The sequence below is a fragment of the Longitalea luteola genome (assembly GCF_017356035.1).
Lineage (GTDB): Bacteria > Bacteroidota > Bacteroidia > Chitinophagales > Chitinophagaceae > Niastella > Niastella luteola.
The window spans coordinates 412,924-431,427 of record NZ_JAFIQX010000001.1; the positions used below are offsets into that span (position 1 = coordinate 412,924).

The 18,504-nt window shown below is 45.6% G+C and carries 17 protein-coding genes; 9 read left to right on the forward strand and 8 right to left on the reverse strand.

Annotation, left to right across the window (positions count from 1 at the left end):
* Positions 1-5: 5 nt before the first annotated feature.
* The 6 genes from JUB15_RS01630 to JUB15_RS01655 all read left to right on the forward strand — a co-directional run bounded on the left by JUB15_RS01630 (position 6) and on the right by JUB15_RS01655 (position 6,869).
* Entirely contained in the window at positions 6-809 is an 804-nt protein-coding gene (locus JUB15_RS01630) for an endonuclease/exonuclease/phosphatase family protein (protein ID WP_207510552.1), read from the forward strand.
* 115 nt (positions 810-924) lie between these two features.
* Positions 925-1,752: a ThuA domain-containing protein gene (locus JUB15_RS01635; RefSeq protein ID WP_207510554.1), complete on the forward strand. Its 828-nt coding sequence runs from the start codon at positions 925-927 to the stop codon at positions 1,750-1,752.
* A gap of 498 nt (positions 1,753-2,250) precedes the next feature.
* Positions 2,251-2,415 carry a hypothetical protein gene (locus JUB15_RS01640; RefSeq protein WP_207510556.1) on the forward strand — a complete coding sequence of 55 codons (165 nt, stop codon included), beginning with the start codon at positions 2,251-2,253 and terminating at the stop codon, positions 2,413-2,415.
* Between the two features lie 101 nt (positions 2,416-2,516).
* Complete coding sequence (locus tag JUB15_RS01645) at positions 2,517-3,677, forward strand: HlyD family secretion protein (RefSeq protein WP_207510558.1); 1,161 nt, start codon at positions 2,517-2,519, stop codon at positions 3,675-3,677.
* Positions 3,667-5,928 carry a peptidase domain-containing ABC transporter gene (locus JUB15_RS01650; protein WP_207510560.1) on the forward strand — a complete coding sequence of 754 codons (2,262 nt, stop codon included), beginning with the start codon at positions 3,667-3,669 and terminating at the stop codon, positions 5,926-5,928. Before JUB15_RS01645 ends, JUB15_RS01650 begins: the two co-directional genes overlap by 11 nt.
* A gap of 128 nt (positions 5,929-6,056) precedes the next feature.
* Positions 6,057-6,869, forward strand: a complete 813-nt coding sequence (locus JUB15_RS01655) for a DUF1206 domain-containing protein (protein WP_207510562.1) — start codon at positions 6,057-6,059, stop codon at positions 6,867-6,869.
* Positions 6,870-6,910: 41 nt separating this feature from the next.
* Here JUB15_RS01655 and JUB15_RS01660 read toward each other — a convergent pair whose 3' ends face one another.
* The 8 genes from JUB15_RS01660 to JUB15_RS01695 form a co-directional block, all read right to left on the reverse strand.
* Positions 6,911-7,180, reverse strand: coding sequence for a hypothetical protein (locus JUB15_RS01660; RefSeq protein WP_207510564.1), 270 nt, complete (start codon positions 7,178-7,180; stop codon positions 6,911-6,913).
* Between the two features lie 101 nt (positions 7,181-7,281).
* The gene (locus JUB15_RS01665; protein ID WP_207510565.1) at positions 7,282-8,196 is read right to left on the reverse strand and encodes an SMP-30/gluconolactonase/LRE family protein; all 915 of its coding nucleotides are present in this window, start codon (positions 8,194-8,196) and stop codon (positions 7,282-7,284) included.
* Between the two features lie 134 nt (positions 8,197-8,330).
* Entirely contained in the window at positions 8,331-10,058 is a 1,728-nt protein-coding gene (locus JUB15_RS01670) for a thiol-activated cytolysin family protein (protein WP_207510567.1), read from the reverse strand.
* A 117-nt stretch (positions 10,059-10,175) separates the two neighbouring features.
* Complete coding sequence (locus tag JUB15_RS01675) at positions 10,176-10,634, reverse strand: hypothetical protein (protein ID WP_207510569.1); 459 nt, start codon at positions 10,632-10,634, stop codon at positions 10,176-10,178.
* Between the two features lie 32 nt (positions 10,635-10,666).
* On the reverse strand, positions 10,667-11,776 hold the full coding sequence (locus JUB15_RS01680; protein ID WP_207510571.1) for an OmpA family protein: 1,110 nt from the start codon (positions 11,774-11,776) through the stop codon (positions 10,667-10,669).
* 22 nt (positions 11,777-11,798) lie between these two features.
* Complete coding sequence (locus tag JUB15_RS01685; protein WP_207510573.1) at positions 11,799-12,140, reverse strand: hypothetical protein; 342 nt, start codon at positions 12,138-12,140, stop codon at positions 11,799-11,801.
* 2 nt (positions 12,141-12,142) lie between these two features.
* Positions 12,143-12,778, reverse strand: a complete 636-nt coding sequence (locus JUB15_RS01690; protein ID WP_207510576.1) for a response regulator transcription factor — start codon at positions 12,776-12,778, stop codon at positions 12,143-12,145.
* A 43-nt stretch (positions 12,779-12,821) separates the two neighbouring features.
* On the reverse strand, positions 12,822-15,035 hold the full coding sequence (locus JUB15_RS01695) for an ATP-binding protein (protein WP_207510582.1): 2,214 nt from the start codon (positions 15,033-15,035) through the stop codon (positions 12,822-12,824).
* Positions 15,036-15,162: 127 nt separating this feature from the next.
* Between JUB15_RS01695 and JUB15_RS01700 the strand changes: the two genes are divergently transcribed.
* From JUB15_RS01700 to JUB15_RS01710, 3 genes are read left to right on the forward strand one after another with little or no spacing between them, the layout of a single operon-like run.
* On the forward strand, positions 15,163-16,293 hold the full coding sequence (locus tag JUB15_RS01700) for an ABC transporter ATP-binding protein (RefSeq protein ID WP_207510585.1): 1,131 nt from the start codon (positions 15,163-15,165) through the stop codon (positions 16,291-16,293).
* A gap of 11 nt (positions 16,294-16,304) precedes the next feature.
* Entirely contained in the window at positions 16,305-17,807 is a 1,503-nt protein-coding gene (locus tag JUB15_RS01705) for a hypothetical protein (RefSeq protein WP_207510586.1), read from the forward strand.
* A gap of 53 nt (positions 17,808-17,860) precedes the next feature.
* Complete coding sequence (locus JUB15_RS01710; RefSeq protein ID WP_207510587.1) at positions 17,861-18,415, forward strand: hypothetical protein; 555 nt, start codon at positions 17,861-17,863, stop codon at positions 18,413-18,415.
* Positions 18,416-18,504: the final 89 nt, after the last annotated feature.

Below are 18,504 nucleotides of genomic sequence, written 5' to 3' on the forward strand. Positions count from 1 at the left end.
AGACCATGGCAAGATTTAATTTCATAGTTGTTTTAGCAGGTGTATTTTTATTGAGTTGCAGCCAATCCAGGAAACTGGCTGCAACCTATACGCCACTTACTGTTTTAAGTTATAATATTCATCATGCCAATCCGCCTTCCCGGTCGAAGGATGTGATCGATTTAGATACCATAGCAGCTACCATTAAAGCCACCAATGCCGAACTGGTAGCCATCCAGGAACTGGATAGCATGACCATCCGCAGTAACAGGGTGTTCCAGTTAAAAGTGCTGGCAGATAAGTTGGGAATGAACTATCATTTTGAACGGACCATTCCTCATGAAGGAGGGGCATACGGCATAGGTATTTTGTCTAAATACCCAATAGCAGAGGCAACTGGCTATCAACTGCCCGCCATAGCTGGTATACCAACCGAACCAAGAAAGTTATTGGTTGCAAAGGTTATAATGAACGGTCTGCCCGTTTATTTCGGCTGCACACATATCGACTTTAAGAATAAGGAGGTAAAAAAACTCCAGGCTGCCGAGGTAGTAAAAGTATTAAGTAAGCTCAAGAAACAACGGCTGGTTTTTGGCGGTGATTTTAATGCGGTACCTGAGGAAGAAAGTATTCAGTACCTTATGCAGTATTATACAAATGCAGGAAGCCTGAACGGGTTTACGATCCCGGTAGAGAAACCGAAAAAGAAGATTGACTATATCTTTTATCAGCAGCATAAACTTTCTTTTAAAAAAGACAGTGTGCTCACTGCGCATAGTTATGGGTCAGACCACCTGCCGGTGATGGCTACGTTTAATATTGTAAATTGATCTTATTAGGTGAAGAAGTGTGCCACTTCCAAAGTGTGGCACACTTACGCTTTCATTGCATTGACGGTAATACATTAAACACTACATTTGCCCGACGAACCAACCAGCTTCATATATGAAGAAAACAGCTATTGCCTGCCTCTTATTTGCCTGGATTGCCCTGCCTTTGTTCTCCCAGGAAAAAGTTAACTGGAAAAAGCTTGCAGTGCTGGTATACACTAAAAATGGCAAAGGGTATGTGCATGCCAATATTCCCGCTGCGGTAAGCTGTTTACAGCAACTGGGCCGGCAGTATGGGTTTAAAGTAGATACTTCCAGCAATCCGGCTGTAATGACCCGCGATAATCTGAAACGGTATAAGCTCCTCATTTTCACCAGCACCAATAACGATGTATTTGATACTGATGCCCAGCGCCTGGCATTCAGGCATTATATTCAGGCCGGCGGCGGCCTGGTGGGCATTCATTCCGTTTTAGGAACTGAGCGGAATTGGAAATGGTTCAAGATGATGATGGGCGGCACTTTTTCCTGGCACCCGAAATTTCAGAAGCTAACGGTAAAGTGTATGGATTCCCGTCATGCTTCTATGCAGGGGATGCCCAGAGAATGGACAAAAGAAGATGAATGTTATTTTGCCAAAGAGTTATATCCTGGTCCGAGAACCCTGATGGCCTTCGATCTTACTTCCTTAACAAATGTTGATACAGCGCTGCTTAGAAAAAATGCCGGCGGTTATGCGGAGTTGTATCCTGCTGTTTGGACCTATGATTATGATGGCGGATATACCTGGTGCAGTGTGCTCGGGCATGATAGTAAAGATTATAGCGATCCTGTTTTTATACAACATCTGCTGCAGGGTATCCGTTATATAGCAAGCCGCGTAGGAACCATCGACTACAATAAAGCGTATGCGGCTAAATACGATGATCCGGTGCAGTTTTGAGGAAGGTGTAAGTGAAAGGACCCGGTGAGAATGTAATAAAAATTCTTCTATAAAACATCACGCCCAAGCATGCGTTAAAAGTCCAATGTCTCACCTTTTATTATCAACGCATTGATTTCTATTCCTTTTTATTTTGTATTTATCCCGCAATGGGAAATGTTTTTTCATTTCTTAATAACGATCATATTCTTTGCCATTGATAGCAAATGAAGTGATGCTGGCATACCTTTAGTGGTACATAAATGTATCTATATAGAAATCCAACCCACCAATTAAAAGTACGAATTGGTTTGCCTGACCCGTGATTATTCCCTTAAGCCCGTTTTTATAATCCATCCTTTATTTCGATCGTTACCCGCTTCTAAAACCTATCGATAACGCTGCGTTGTTGCTGGTCCTGAGCAACAGCTATACATATTTTTTGACCGGTCAAAAAGGGCGGTGCCGAAAACCCTTGAACAGAGTAGGCATATCTGTTTAATCATTAACTTATCAATCATGGAAGTACAAGAATTAACCCTCCAGGAAATGACGGAAGTAAATGGTGGCCTGTTAGGTCTATTGGGATCCAGCTGCTGTAAAGATCGCTGCTGCGATGACGATTGCGGTGATGGCCTTAACATTGATGTTAAATTGAAACTTTCTATTGGCATTTGCCTGTAGGGTTGCCTGCAAACAAATAGAGGAATAGCAAATAGCTGTTCCTCTATTTGCCTGACCATGCCAGTCCTAAACGCTTACCAGTAACGACGAACCAAAAGCTTATGCCTGAATCAAGCCGGATCTATCCGTCAGCAGCCGCCGAATATTATATTGAAAAACATTACAGGGATCACCGGCATGGCAGCCTTGTTTTATATTGGCTGTTGCTGGGTTTATTTATTATCGCCTTTGTATTGTTATTCATTGTGCGAATAGATATCAGTGTAAGAAGTTCCGGCCTGTTCAGATCTGCAAGGGAACGTACCGAGATCCGAAGCCTGGTAGCGGCTACGGTAGAAAAAGTACTTGTGAAAGAGAATGATCATGTTTCGGCAGGTGAACCACTGGTGCAATTATTGGCTAACGCCGTGAATGATAAACAGGGCGCCGTTATCTCGCAAAAAAATGAGTTATTAAAACAACAGCAGGACCTGCAGCAATTACTGCGTGGAAAATACCAGCACCTGAGATCCAGGCTGTATATGCAGGAACAGGTGGTTTATAACAGTAAGCTCCATGAAATTACCATCCGCCTGAATGTGGCCCGCAGGAATTTTAACCGGTATAAAGAATTGTACCAGGAAAAAATTATTTCCACTGCAGAGTTCGAAAAATATGAGGCCGACTACAGAACAGCGCAAAACGAATTGTCATTGCTACGGGAACAACAACGCGACAAATGGCAATCGGAGCTCACTGCGCTCAATATACAACTGAAGGATCTGCAGGCACGCCATACGGCTTATCGCGAGGAGCAGGGTCTCTACACTATATCTTCTCCCACCAGCGGTTATATTCAACAATTAAAAGGAATTGCGCCTGGCAGCCTGCTTACGGCAGGTGAGTTGATCGGGGAAGTGAGCCCTGATTCAGGCCTGCTGGCCGAAATTTATGTTTCGCCGAAAAATATCGGTTACCTCTACGAGGGCATGACAGTGCGAATGCAGATAGACGCCTTCGATTATAATGTATGGGGCATGGTGCCAGGTAAAGTAAGATCCATTTCGCGTGACATATTTATTCAGGATGGACAGCCTTTGTTCAAAGTGTGGTGCGAAATCAATAAGCCCGTACTGCGATTGAAGAATGGTTACCAGGGCATGATAAAGAAAGGTATGACGGTACAGGCGCGGTTCCTGGTCACGCGCAGAACCCTGTTCCAGCTGCTGTTTGATAAAGCAGACGACTGGCTGAACCCTAATCTTATTCGAAATGAGCACTAATCAACATACAGCGCCGGTTGCACAGAAAACAGCCCTTCGCAGATCCTGGTGGAAATCGACACGGCGCACTATCATCAGGCAGCATGACCTCACAGATTGCGGCGCCGCCTGTCTGGCTTCAGTGGCTGCATTTTATGGGTTACAACTTCCCATAGCCCGCATCCGTCAATATGCAGGCACTGATTGTAAAGGCACCAATGTGCTGGGATTGATAGAAGCAGCTACCCGCCTGGGCTTTTCTGCAAAGGCCGTTAAAGGCGCTTTTGAAAGCATCTACAAACTGCCGCACCCGGTTATAGCGCATGTTATTATCGATCAGCGGTTACAGCACTATGTAGTAGTATATGCGGCATCACCGAAAGGCATCCGTGTAATGGACCCCGCCAAAGGTACGATGGAGCTAATGCCTCCGGATGAATTTAAAAAGATCTGGACAGGTATTGCTGTACTTCTGGCGCCGGCCGACAATTTCTTACCGGGAAAAGGAACCACTTCGGTGGCCGATCGTTTTCGCCTGCTGCTGCAACCCCATACCCCAATGCTGATACAAATCATCGTGGGGGCCATGGTCTATACGATACTGGGATTGTGCACATCTATCTACTTACAAAAGATCATCGATTATGTGTTGCCTGATGGTAACCGCAACCTGCTCAACCTCATGAGCCTGCTAATGATCTTCATTTTGCTGGCGCAGGTCTGTATAAACTATTTCAAAGTGGTGTTAACCATGAGAACGGGGCAGCAAATAGATGCACGGCTCATTCTGGGTTACTACAAACATTTATTGCGATTACCGCAGGCCTTTTTCGATACCATGCGGGTGGGCGAAATCGTTTCCCGTATGAATGATGCGGTAAAGATCAGGGTATTTGTAAATGATGTGCTCATTAACCTGGCAGTGAACCTGTTCATACTTTTATTTTCCTTTGCACTGATGTTCACCTCGTACTGGAAGCTGGCGCTCATCCTGTTCACCGTCGTGCCACTATATGCTTTGGTGTACTACTATTCCAATAAATGTAATAAACGCACGCAGCGTAAGTTGATGGAGAATTCAGCAGAGCTGGAGGCGCAGCTGGTAGAGTCCATAAATGCCATTGGAACCATCAAACGATTCGGGTTGGAAGAATATTCAAATATGAAGACCGAAACCCGCTTTGTGCGATTGCTGCAAACCATTTATCATTCCGGGAAGAATTCGCTGCTGGCAGGCAGTGGGGGCCAGCTTGTTTCTGGGATGTTTACGGTAATATTATTGTGGGCCGGCAGTGCTTTTGTATTGAAGCGGCAGTTAACGGCAGGGGAGCTGTTAGGGTTTTATGCGCTTATGGGTTATTTTACCGGACCGGTAATAGCGCTTATTAATATGAACAAACTAATGCAGGATGCCGTCATTGCTGCCGACCGGTTATTTGAAATTATGGACCTGGAAGTAGAGTCTGCAGCCAATACCACCAGGTTAACCCGGGACATGATGGGCGATATCACTTTTAAAAATGTACATTTCAGGTACGGCACCCGGGTGAACGTATTTAATGGATTGAACCTGACCATTACCAAAGGAACCATCACGGCAATTGTCGGCGAAAGCGGAAGCGGCAAAACCACGCTGTTATCGCTGATGCAGCATATTTATCCTTTACAATCGGGCAGTATCCAGATCAACGGACTGGACATAAAATATATCCATCCTGCCAGTTTACGCACGCTGGTAAGCGTAGTGCCCCAGGAAGTGCATCTGTTTGCTGGTACAGTTATAGAAAATATTGCCCTCGGTGAAACGGAGCCCGACATGAAGAAAGTGATCAGCATCTGCCGGCGCCTGGGCATCCTGGAATTCATTGAAGGGCTGCCCGACGGCTTCCTTACCAACATTGGCGAAAACGGTATGACCCTCTCGGGCGGACAACGCCAGCGTATTGCCATTGCCCGCGCCCTGTATAAAGAACCGGAACTGTTGATCCTGGATGAAGCTACTTCCTCCCTCGATTCCTTATCAGAGCAACACATCCAAAACGCATTGTGCGATCTGCGCAATGCAGGTATGACTATCTTATTGATCGCTCACCGGCTCGGTACCGTCATGAATGCCGATAAAATTGTAGTGCTGCACCAGGGCAGCATCGTCGAAGAAGGATCTCATTCCGAATTACTGTTAAAAGATGGCGCATACACCAGGCTGTGGGAGCAACAGGTTGGAATGAAGAAACAAATGAACGGAAGCCCTGAAACCCTGCAGGCTACGTGAATGCATCCTATTTCAGTTTATAACCGGAAATCGAATAAGCCAATTCATTTCCGGTTTTTTTATTTTTTGTAAAAATTGATCGGGTGGCATGTGATTTAAATAGATCATGACGAGCATTAAAATACAGTATGGAAAGCACCAGGAACAAACGCACAATTATTCACTATCTGCCGGTCTACGGCTGCATTGCTACCGGTATCATTTATGGCGCTATTGGCGTCATCGCCATGTTATCTTTTTTGAAGGTTCGGCATGGCGGGGCCGATGAAAGCAGTCTTATGGCCATCCTGGATGAATATGTCATTGGAAAAATAATTATCTGGGTCATACTGCTGGGCACTCTATGTTATGTGCTGTGGCGGTTTTATGAAGCTGTAACCGACCCTTACGATTACGGTAAAAATTTTAAAGGAATTATCAAGCGGACCGGTATAGCCCTTAGCACCATTGCCGATATACTCATTGTGTATGCAGCTGTGCGGGTGCTGCTGGGTACCAGTCATTACCAGACCGATGGGCAGCCGCGGGAAGAAAGGGAAATGGTTCAAAAAATGCTGCAGCACTATGGACAATGGCCGGTAATAAGTATTGGCGTGATCTATGCCGCAACCGCTGTCATTCAGCTTTTCTATGGTATTACAAGAGGATACAGGGAGCGGGTGGATATTGAACGGTTTTCCCCGTTTTTCCGGAAGCTGCTGCATGTGCTGGCATGGTTGGGCTATCTGGCGAGGGGCATCATTTTGGGTATCATCGGATTTTTCTTCGTGAAGGCAGGTGTCGTTGAAAATGCCGGGTATGTGGTGAACACCGATCAGGCCTTTGATTTTGTCGGCGACCATATTGGGCACGTCTATTTTATTTTCGTTGCTATTGCAACGATCTGTTACGGTGTATTCATGTTTGCACAGGGCATCGCGTATGATGTGGATGAGGATTGAAATTCCCAATGGGGAATGTCAATTCCCGGTACAATCTGTCATCACTTCTTTTCCGGGTCTTCAAACTGGTCCTTGATGGCCTTCCATATTTCCCGGGCAATTTCCTGGCCTTCCACCGTCCGCACACGATCAGTGATCTTTACTTTACCGTCAACACTAAATTCAAGGGGATCAGGAATATACTCCGACAGCCTTTCGCCCTGCTGCTTATCAGACACCCGGTAGATCCTTTCATTACCCGTTTGTTCCACTTCCAAAGTCAAATGGTAGGGCTTGTTGTTCAACAGAACAGTGATTACTTGTGTTTCCATGCTCCATATATGCAACTCATATGCCCCGCAGACAAACCAAATGGTGGCTTACATTGTTGCCATGCGACATTTAAATATTATTAAAACTTCTGGTATTGGTTTTACTCAACTCCCTTTACTTTCATCTCCAACACATAAATAGCTTCAGAAGCTGTTATGAATAGCTTGTTTCTTTGTTTGCCGCCAAAAGCAACATTGGCGGTCCAGTTTTCAGGTATTGGAATATGAGCGATCTGCCGGCCCTGGTCGTTAAAAACGGTAACGCCTTTGCCGGTTAGGTACAAATTCCCTCTGTTATCGATCGTCATACCATCGGAACCCATGTTTACAAAAAGCGCTCCATCGCTTAAAGAACCATCCTTATTGATGGCATACTTATAGGTCTTGTTTCCTTTTATGTCTGCAACATAGAGGTACTTCCCGTCGGGTGTTCCCGTAATGCCATTGGGTTTTTGCAGATTGTCTATTACAGGTATCGGCGTTTTGCTGCCACGCCGAAGCACATATACCTTTTCTTTATCCAATTCTGGTTTGGTTCTCGTCCACCAGCTGCGCTGGTAGTAAGGGTCGGTGAAATAAATGTCACCGCCAGGTGAAGCCCACAGATCGTTGGGGCCGTTCAGTTTTTTTCCGTCCACGTCATTTACCAGCACCGTTATTTTTTTATCCCTGCTGATTGACCATAGCTGGTTTTGTTCATCGGCGCAGGAGAGCAGGTTGCCTTTTTTATCAAAGAACAATCCGTTCGACCGGCCGGCACTATCCAGAAAAATCGACAGGCTGCCATCTGTTCCATATTTCCAGATCTTGTTATTGGGCTGATCGGTAAAATAAATATTGCCCTGTTTATCGGGTGCAGGCCCTTCGGTGAAACTGAAAGTCCTGGCAATAAGGACCGGTGTAGCGCCCCCAGCTATGATGGCGGTATCAATATCGGTTGTACAGTGTTTTTGTGCCTTTGGCATATGGGATAAGCAACTTAATGAAACAAACAACAGGAACACGCTTTTTTTCATCGGATGACGACTGGTTTTATGGCAGCTTGATTACGTAATTTACTGAATAATACCATAAAATCTGAAAATACACTGTGCCATCCGCAAACAGCGGATGGCACAGTGTATGCTATGGTTGATTGTTTTAACGTTCGTTACATATTCGTAATAGTGAATAAGGCATAGAAGCAATGCACACGGTCGGTATTGGAGCAAAAGCGGCCGGTCATATAAGTGCCGTACTTATAGTCATTCGGTCTGCTTTGAATTTGGTCTGACCCCACAAATACTTCATTCAGCATTTTATCAATGCTTTCCTGGCGATTCATACCATGGAAACCCAGTGCGGCCAGGTCATTATCCTTATGATTGGTGTTCACGTTCAGGTAAAACCGTAACATGATCCGGTTTTCACTGGCCAGTACCGGGTTAATGGTGATCGTCTTCGTACCATTAGGGATGCTCATGATCTCTGGCCGCAACCTGTTGCCGGCCCTGATATCGGCAAAATTAATGACGGTGCGGTTAGGCGCATTGGCGGGGTGATTCCATAACATAAAACTTCCTATTCTTTTTACAGGTCTTTTCTGGTTATCTGTTTCATACACATCTACAGCTACCCGTCCCCAGGCATAACTGCAATCGCCGCTATGCACATCTTCTATGGCCACATTATGGAACTGGATTTTGATCCCTTTGGCCGGTGTACATTGTCTTTCCGTATATGTAGTGGTGCTGCGGGTAGCGCAGGAGGCATTGTCATTGAGGTATTTCAATTCATAACTGATAGCCACCGGCGCCACATTGGGATCGAGGCGTAACCCATTCTGTACATAATCATCGAACGACTGCAATTGATTAACGGAGGTAAGACGCATGGTATTGGCTGCATCGCCGCCAAAGAAGAACCCGCTGATCTGCATGGAGGAAAGGGTGCGCTGATAATTCAACCGCGCATTGGCGCTGGCCGAAACAGAGCCGGAGCTATACGTAAAGTCCAGTGCGGCCTGTATAGCTTCCCGGCTTGAATCGGATGAGATCAGGATATAGCCCAGCCGGCCATAATTCACCTTGTTTACATAAACCAGGTTGGGGTATGACGCGCTGTTGGCTGCCAGCAACTTTCCATCAGCCCGGTTGAGCATAACAGAAAAGTATACCTGCGTTAATTTCGCTATAAACACATTTTTGTTGGTCGCTTTCATCGAGCTTAAACTGGTATTCAGTTCAGCGCCATAACCGGTAAAGCCGGCGCCAATCTCAAAAGCCAGTTGTTCGGAGGAGTTCATCGACTTCACTTCTACTGAGATGAGACTCGGATTTTTAACGTTGCCGCTTCTTCTCATCAGTTCACCAATGCCATCGTTAACGCCGCCGAAACTGGGCTGCACATTTATAATGGAAGAGCCGGAGAAAGAAGCGGAAAAAAGATCGGTTGTGATGTCATACGGTTTCAACTCCAGGTTATCAGGCGCATTGTACGTTCCGCTAAGAAAGGCATTATCGTAATAAATGGCCCCGGGATAGATCTTATCGTTCTGGTTACCCAATACGATCTTGGTATAATCGCCTTTTTCTTCGCTTACTATCGACTCTGTACAATAACGGCCGTTTGCATCAGGCGCTGAGGAAGTGGTCGTACTTGTTACCGTCCTTCTGGCGCTGGTAGTACCGCGTTGTAAACTGAAACTGGGGTTGGTGGCGTTTGCGGGGACAATATACTTTATCACCGGGCTTCCTTTTGCAAGAAAAGGAACATTGCCTTTCAGCTTCAGGGGCGTAAATTTTTTGATCGGCGTAATCTGTTTGTTGGGCCCTATCTGCGCCATTAGTCCGCCATGTATCAGCTGAACCAGGCAAACCAGTAATACTATTTTTTTCATTGTTTTGACTGTTTTAAGGTTAATGTTCTTTACGGAACAAAGATGATACGGTTCAATACTTTCATCAACTGCATAAGCATGTAGCAGCATTGTCTTATCTGGATCTAGAGATTGGTCTCAGAGGGATATGGTCTCAAAACTGCCGGCTGTTATCTTCAGTTTATTACCCGCGCGGTCCTGCAGCTGGCCTTCAAACGATCCGCTTAATAACAGGAAGGCGCCCTGTTGTTTTATGGCCCGCACGGTGATCTTCAGGTAGTCATCGGCCTGTTTGGGCAAATAACTTTTATGGTTAATGGAGAACTCCGCTTTACCAGCCCGGGTGTTTATGGCGTAGATGCCGGGGCCTTTCATGCCTTGCCATTCAATACCGATCACCATATCGTTACTGGCGCCATTGATATACGCCATGGAAGTTTGTTTTACTGCGTAGCCCCTGGCATGCGTTGAGTCGGCAGTATATAAAACGCCATTCGCCTGAAAGCGGAGTGTGCCTGTTGATCTTCCATCGCGGGAAACAGCGCTCAGCAGCCAGGGGATCAACAGCAGTAACAGGATATGCTGGTAGAGCTTCATGTGGCATTTTTTTCAGGTAAAAAGGAAGAAGATCATTGCTTTACGAACTCGGTAAGAAAACGGTTGATCTTTTGGCCGGTCTTGCTGGCTTGAACTGCGTCCAGCCTGGGTTTTAATTTAGTGCTCACGCCAGTCACGATGCGGTCAACTTTCAAATGGAATTTTTGAATGAGATAAGCCTTCATCTTTTCTACTTTCTGTTTTACGAGTTCTTCAGCGGCGCTGTTGCCGGTGCCGGTAGCTGTTATGTCGTTTGGTGTTTCACCGGAGGCAGCGGGCATATAACCGGCCGATGCGTCCATACCATTGATGGCTACATTCAGGTTGGGATCGGCCACCATGGCCTCACCGAGATTATCAAGCACGGGGTATGATTCCTGTGTCATGGTATTGGTCTTCGGATTAAAATTGATATCTGCAGTAACAGCAGAACCCTGTTCCAGCAACTGTTTGATCAGCAAGCGACGGGCATCGGCTTCACCGCCGGCAATACGGATGTTGCTGATATAAATACCTTCCGGTGGGGTGGGGATGGATTTTCCACCCATTACAAAGAAATTGCTGCGGTATTCAGGTACGAGCAGTTTTGGCATGTCGATCACTTTCGTTTCATCGAGGTATACCCTGAACCGTGTTTTGTTGATGGCGATACCCACATGCATAATGCGTTCTATGTAACCATCCACCGGGAAATCGCTTTTTTTACTGATATCCTGCACATCTTTGGTAACTACGATGTCGGGATAGCCGGTCATGTTTTGAAGAGTGACTGCCATTTTTTTGTAATGCACATTCCCGGCGGATACGTCACTGATGGGTGTTACACCGAAGAGGGCCCGGCAGGATCCTTTTTTTATCACCAGGTCAAATTCGATGGTGCAATCTTCCGGTAGTTTCTTTTTCAGCTCAGGATTCACCGCTACACCGCCATTTATCCGAAGCCATTTGCCGGGAAAACCATCGAGTTCTACTACAGCACCTTCACTGCTGGTGCTCCATTTGGCGGGAAAGTCGCCCACCGGATCTTGCGAAAAATTATCTTCAAAGATCACCGTACCGCCTGGAATGAAATCGGAAGACTGGGCAAAGAGGCTTACTGCTGAAGATAATAACAGTAACAGGGAAACAAATAGTGTTTTCATTTGCTATAAATTTCCTGTAAAACTAACAGTGTAGGCCGCCTGCTTCAACTACATAAATATGTAGGGCGGCAAAACGAATAACGCGCAACACTGAACGCAAAACGCCTGCACGCCGTAGCTTCAGCGAAGGCCGGCTCAACGCAAGGTTCAGAATTCGGTCCTGGTAACAGGTAACCGGTAACTGGCAACCGGCAACCGGTAACAGGTAACCGGAAACCGATAACCGGTAACCGGAAACCGATAACCGGTAACCGGAAACCGGCAACCGGTACCTGGCAACCGGCAACCGGTAACTGGTAACCGGAAACCGGAAACCGGCAACCGGTACCTGGCAACCGGCAACCGGTAGCCGGTTAGCCGGCAACTTTAAATAAGTTTATCCTTTATAGCTTTAGAAACCGCTTCGGTGGCGGAATGTACGTGCAGTTTGTCGTAGATCTTTTTGATGTGGAAACGTACAGTGTCGATGCTGATCTTTAATTCGGCAGCGATCATTTTATAACTATACCCATTTACCAGGAACTGCAGGATGGCTGTTTCTTTTTCGGTAAGATTGCTTTTTTCCTGTTCAGATGTTTTGGCGGAAGGAACCATCATCAGCACTTTACGGGCAACAGAACCCGTCATGGGAGCGCCGCCGGTGAGCACCATCCGGATAGCGGCCGGAATTTCTTCGGTGGCATAACGTTTCAGAATGTAACCCGAAGCGCCGGCGCAAATGGCGTTAAAGATATTCTCATTATCATCAAATACGGTGAGCATGATTACCGGCAGCTTGTCATCGATGCGGCTGATGATCCTTACCGCTTCCACACCATCAACCACCGGCATATCAATATCCATAAGCACTACATCCGGTTTCAATTCACGGATGTCGGTTGCTACTGTTTCTGCATTCGGCATGGCCGCAACCAGGTCAAAGCCCTGTTCCTCGGTGATCAATGCTTCCATACTGGTACGCAAAGCTTCGTTATCGTCGTATAACAATACTTTTATGCCCATATAATTAAAAATAAGGAACCATTGTTTTGGCCGCACTACATGATCATGTAGTAGGAATGCGTAAGGTAATGGCCGTACCTTTGCCGGGTTTTGAATGAATGTCAAGCGTACCTTTTAAAGAGGCCGCCCTCGCCTGCATATTTTTCAGCCCGCTCGAAGATGTTTGCCTGGCTGCATCGAATCCGCAGCCATCATCTACTACCTGCAGCTGCAGATCATTGTTTATTTTTTCCAGATTTACCTGCACCTGGCTGGCGCCGGCATATTTGGCAATATTGTTCACGGCTTCCTTGAACACCAGTAACAGGTCGCGGCGCTGGTTCATGTCGAGGGTTTTGTCAAGCACCTGTTCATCGATATTGATCACCGTATGAACGTTCTTTGATTCCAGCGTTTGCGCTGCATATTCCCGCATCCTGATCACCATGTTCTCCAGTTTGTCATTCTCCGGTTTTACCGCCCATACAATATCGCTTATTCCTTGCTGAACGGCAGCCGATTGTTCCGTTATCTTTTGCAGAAAGGCGGAGGTCCTGGCCTGGTCTTTCTGCAGATTCTTTTCCGATACCTCCGATAATATTTTGATGCTGGTAAGGGTAGAACCGATCTCATCATGCAGGTCCTTGGCAATATTGTTACGAACCGCCAGCAGGGCTTCCTGTTCTTTTATCTTTCTTCTCAACTGGTAGCGGTTGAAAAGAAAATAGCCCACCAGGCCCAGCAATAACACACCACCCAAAATGAAATTTCTGATGAGGTTCGAGTTGCGTAGTTGTTTTTGCTGTAATTGTTTTTCCTTTTCTGCCAGCTGCAATTGCTGCTCATTGTTCCTGGCCAGCAGCACCTGTTTCTCCAGTTCTTCATCCTGCTGTTTTATTTTCAGCTCCTGCAGTTCTTTGGCTTTTGACAGCAATTCTATCTCATTTTCTTTTCGCTCTGCTTCCAGCAGGTTGCCTTCCAGCAATGCCTTTTGTTTTTCTATTTGTAACTCCTTTATCCGTTGTTCATTGGCAAGCCGCAGGATCTCATTGTCTTTTTTCTCTGTTTCGTACTCGATCTTGATCTTTTCAATATTCGCAAGTGCACTGGCAGTGGCAATGGTATCGCGGTACGAAGTGTAGATCTTAAAATACTGGTATGCCTGCTGGTAATCCTTGTGCGCAAAATAGAAGTTGGACATTTTCTCATAGGCATTCCCGATATTTTCCTTATTGCCCATTTTCTGCGAAAGCGCCAGCCCTTTCTGGTAATAAGCCAATGCGCCTATGGAATCGTTGGTAGCGCTGGCCAGGTTGCCGGCCGAAACATACAGCCGCGAGAGCATGGTCTGATTATCTGTTTCCTCGAACAGGGCGATCGATTTGTTCTGCCACTCGAGGGCCTGTTTATAATCCTTTGCCCGGATATAATAAGTCGACATGCCCGAATAAGCACTTGCTTTTAGCTTGATATTATTGATCTTTTCGGCATATACCACAGCCCGTTTCAGGTGGTCGAGGGCCAGACCCATGGAGTCTTTAAGAATGTATAGTTGCCCTATGTTGATATGCGGAATGATAAGCCCCTGAATGTCGTTCAGCTTTTCCCGGTGCGAAATACTTTTCTGTTGAAAACTGATGGCCTCGTTCGGACGGCCCATGAGATAATATACAGAGGAGATATTGCTGTAGGTTTCTCCCAGTCCTGCATCCGAGCCATGTTTTTCGTACAAGCGCAGCGCCTTCAGGAACCACTTCATAGCCTCGTTGTTCTTGCTCAGATGCATGTATACCGAAGCCATGTTACTGTATACTTCGGCTGTTTTTATCGACTGTGCTTTTTCCAACCGCATGTCTAGTATCGATTGAAAATTCGCAGCTGCCTCTGCGTTCTTTCCCTGCTCAAGCAGGTAAATGCCTTCCCGGTTCTTTGCATTGATGATCAGGTTGGTATCCCTGAACTGAGTGGCTACAGGCAGTACCAGTGAATCGTATTTTCGTACAGCGGCCATCTTGCCGCTGGCCAGCATTATTTCAGCAAGCACATCAAACGCAGTGGCTGACAATAATTTTAAATGATGTTTCTCGGTCAATTGCACGATGTCATTGCATTTGTTAACTGCCGAATCGTAATTTTTTTTGCTGAGCTGCAGGGCCTCATTGAGGGAATGCCTGATGGCAACTGTATCTGGCAGTGAGATCTTTTTCTGGCAAAAACTAAACTGGCAGTAAAGAAATGCAGTTAATAGCAGCAGGGTTTTGGCATGAAAGAGCTTCATATGACAAAAATAGATTATCTATTTTCCAAATTAGCACTAATTTATGAAAATAAGCGGAGATGCTTTAACGTTTGTTATTTCAATTTTCCGTTATTTCCTGCATCTTTATACTAACCTTTAAAACCCTATGCATACAAGAATTGCAGAAATTCAATCGTATCTCCGGCATAACGACCATTCATTAGCTGTACGAAGGATCCTGGATGCTTCGCTCGATACTGCCGATATGTCGCTCCTGAAAGAAGCCATCCAGGTAAGTAAAACATACCGCGAGTATAAAACCGGTGAATTACCGGCTTCTTTTTTTGAAGCAGCCAACACTTTGTTGGGAAAGATCAATAATGTTACTGAAAGATTTACCTACGAGCCACGTGTGCTGGCAAGTGCCCGTGAGATCAGCAAGACCTACGCGGCAGGCAGCTTCAGTTTACAGCCGATAACTATTCAAATTAATACCGGCGATGTATTGGGTGTTGTAGGAGAGAATGGTAATGGTAAAACAACCCTGCTGCGCTGTATGGCCGGCCAGCTGGCGCTGGATTCGGGCGAACTGGATTTCGCGCAACTGGAAAACCCCGATCATTACGATATAAAACATCACCTGGCGTTTATTCCGCAGCGTATTCCCCGGTGGTATGGGTTGTTGAAAGACAATCTTCATTTCTCCGCTGCCATTTCAGGTGTAAAAGGCGAAGAAAACAGCGTAATGGTTGATTTCATGCTCGAACGGCTCGATCTTACACCGTATGCTCACCTTACCTGGAACCAGATCAGCAGCGGCTATCGTACCCGCTTTGAAATAGCCCGCATTTTATTGCAGAAACCACGGCTATTGATACTGGATGAACCGCTCGCCAACCTTGACATCAACGCACAACAGGTCATTCTCACAGATCTGCGGTTCATGGCCAAGTCGGTGCACAACCCAATGGGTATCCTGTTAAGCTCACAGCAGCTGCATGAAGTGGAAAAGATTGCCGATACGGTATTGCTCATTAAGAACGGAACCTGTTTGTTCCGAACAGGGGAACAGGAAAAAACGGCCAATGCCTTTGTAATAGAACTGGAAACAACTGCCAGCAGGGACTCGTTACTGACCGTGTTGAACGGGCTCGGCGAGTTACAATTCAATGGAGGTTTCTATACCATTACTTCGAAAGAGCTGGCGGCACAGGCTATTTTATCACAACTGGTAACAGGCGATATCCCCATTTCCTATTTCCGCGACATTACCCATTCTACAAAACGCTTCATTTAATACGATTACCCATGAACATAAAAAGACCCCTGGTACCAGGGTTCCTGAAAACCGCAGAAGAAAAATTATTACTCAATAAACCCGGGATCTGGAGCACGCGCACCCACCTGGTACTGTATTACGGTATCTTATTCATGCTTTTCCTCGCAGGCATCAGTTTCCTGGAGCCGAATGATGTAAGAGATTATTCTACATCAGATAGCTGGACGGGTTTTGTAATTATGATCGCCATTATTGCACTTACCGTGTGGCTTATTTACCTGTTGCGTTTCAATGTGTTTAAGAAGTATGGTCTCATTAGCCCGTTCTACAGCCTGATGACCTTCTGCTTTTACTTCATTTCCACCGGCATAATTGTACTATTTACTTATGTTCATCCGGTTGTGGAAAGTGTGCGGGCCAACCTGGCATTTGACGATGAAGAGCTCGTGCATGACATCAATGCCATGAACCTTAGAATATGTCAGCTGGAATATAATGCGCTGCAGGAACCATGGGATTATGACACCATTGTAAGGGCAAAAAATTTAAAAGTACAACAGTATGCGCCGGACCTCGATTATGATGAAACGGCAACTGTTGACACGGAACCGAAAAACGGAAAATACGATCTGATCAGATATGACACTGTAATATTTGACAATATCATAAAGAACGCAGATAGCGTGGTGAAACTGAATGACACCATGTACCTGGACTATAAAACACCAGATTTTACATTTGTTGACTCTTACCTGGCTGATGAATACACCAAAGCGCACATCTTTACCTCCTTCGAGATCTACAATAAGGTGCTAAGGCATCCGCCAAAGGCAGCCGACCGGGAAACTATCAGTAAGGAACTCGCTGCTTTATTCAATAAGTATGACTATGCGGAAAGCGGAAGGTCAACAGCCGTTCCGGAGATCAATAATAGAATGTCTACGTACGACAAAATTTCCGCCAAGTACAAAATAGGTTATATCTACGATAACATAAGCCATATTGTTTCCAAAAAATACCGTTGGTCAGAAAGGCACATGGCGGAGTATGTACGCATTTTTTATTATTTCACATTAGGCATCACTTTGCTGATCTTTATTTTCAGGCATTCCACCGTGCGCACTTTTTTCCTGTCGCTGCTGGCGGCTGTGCTGTTGACAATTTTAACGGCGCTCATGATGTCTTTTTCGCATGCTGATGAAACGGGCTTTTTGATCTGGATGATCATGTACACGATCCTGTTTTTCTTCGGTTCCCTGGCCACCTGGACTACTACAAAGCGTAATGTTATAACCGGTATCATGACCAATCTCTTTGTTTTTATAGTTCCGATATTTCCGTTGTTGATCGTAGCCCTGTACTATATGTGGAAGAAGGACCAGCTTAGCGAACAGGGATTGCCAACAGAGCTGCCCGATATGGGCTGGCATATTATGTGTTCAGAGATCGGTGGCGCGCTTTTATTCCTGGTGCTTGTATCAACCTACATTGGCAAGGTATACCGCCGCTGGTATTCGTTGCCCGAGAATTAGTAGTGCTTTTTTGTTCATTAAATATAAAGTAAGAACTAGGATATTTTAAGTATATGAAACAGTTATTTCCTGCTTTGTTTTTATTGTTCGTTGGCGCGTGTGGACAAAAGTCTCCGGCTATCAGGAGCGGTAAAGTTGATTCCGTAAAGATCGCAGAACCTGTTGCCGCCAAAGACAGCGCTATGGACGAAGTGAATAGTACCGACGAAGAAAGCGGCACCTTTTATGTAGTGGAAGTGGCCAGAGCGCTGAACTACGATTCGTTGAAAGTTATTTCAACGAATACAGCTTCATTATTGGGAACGAAATTAAACATGCTGGATCGTATTTATAAATCAGGTAAGGGAATTATTGTTCCCGAGGATTCAGACGATGAATTGTACAGAGGCGAATATTTCCCGCGAAGGCCATTTGAAGACCAAAACTTTGTAAGTATTGAAATGTCGAATGGATTTATCGATAACAATGCCGATACCCTGGAAATGGTCGTAATTGCCGGGATCTATTCATTACAATCCCAGGCTGACAGTGTAGCTTCTCTGTTGAAGGATAAAATGTCGACGGTAAAAACAGTGAAGCAGGAAATGTTCCTCGGGTGTATGCACTGATCGCTTAAAGAATCTCTGCAAGCGTAACATTAAACACACGCTATATTTTTTACAGCCCTGCTAAAGGCCTTACTTTGCATACCGCTTAA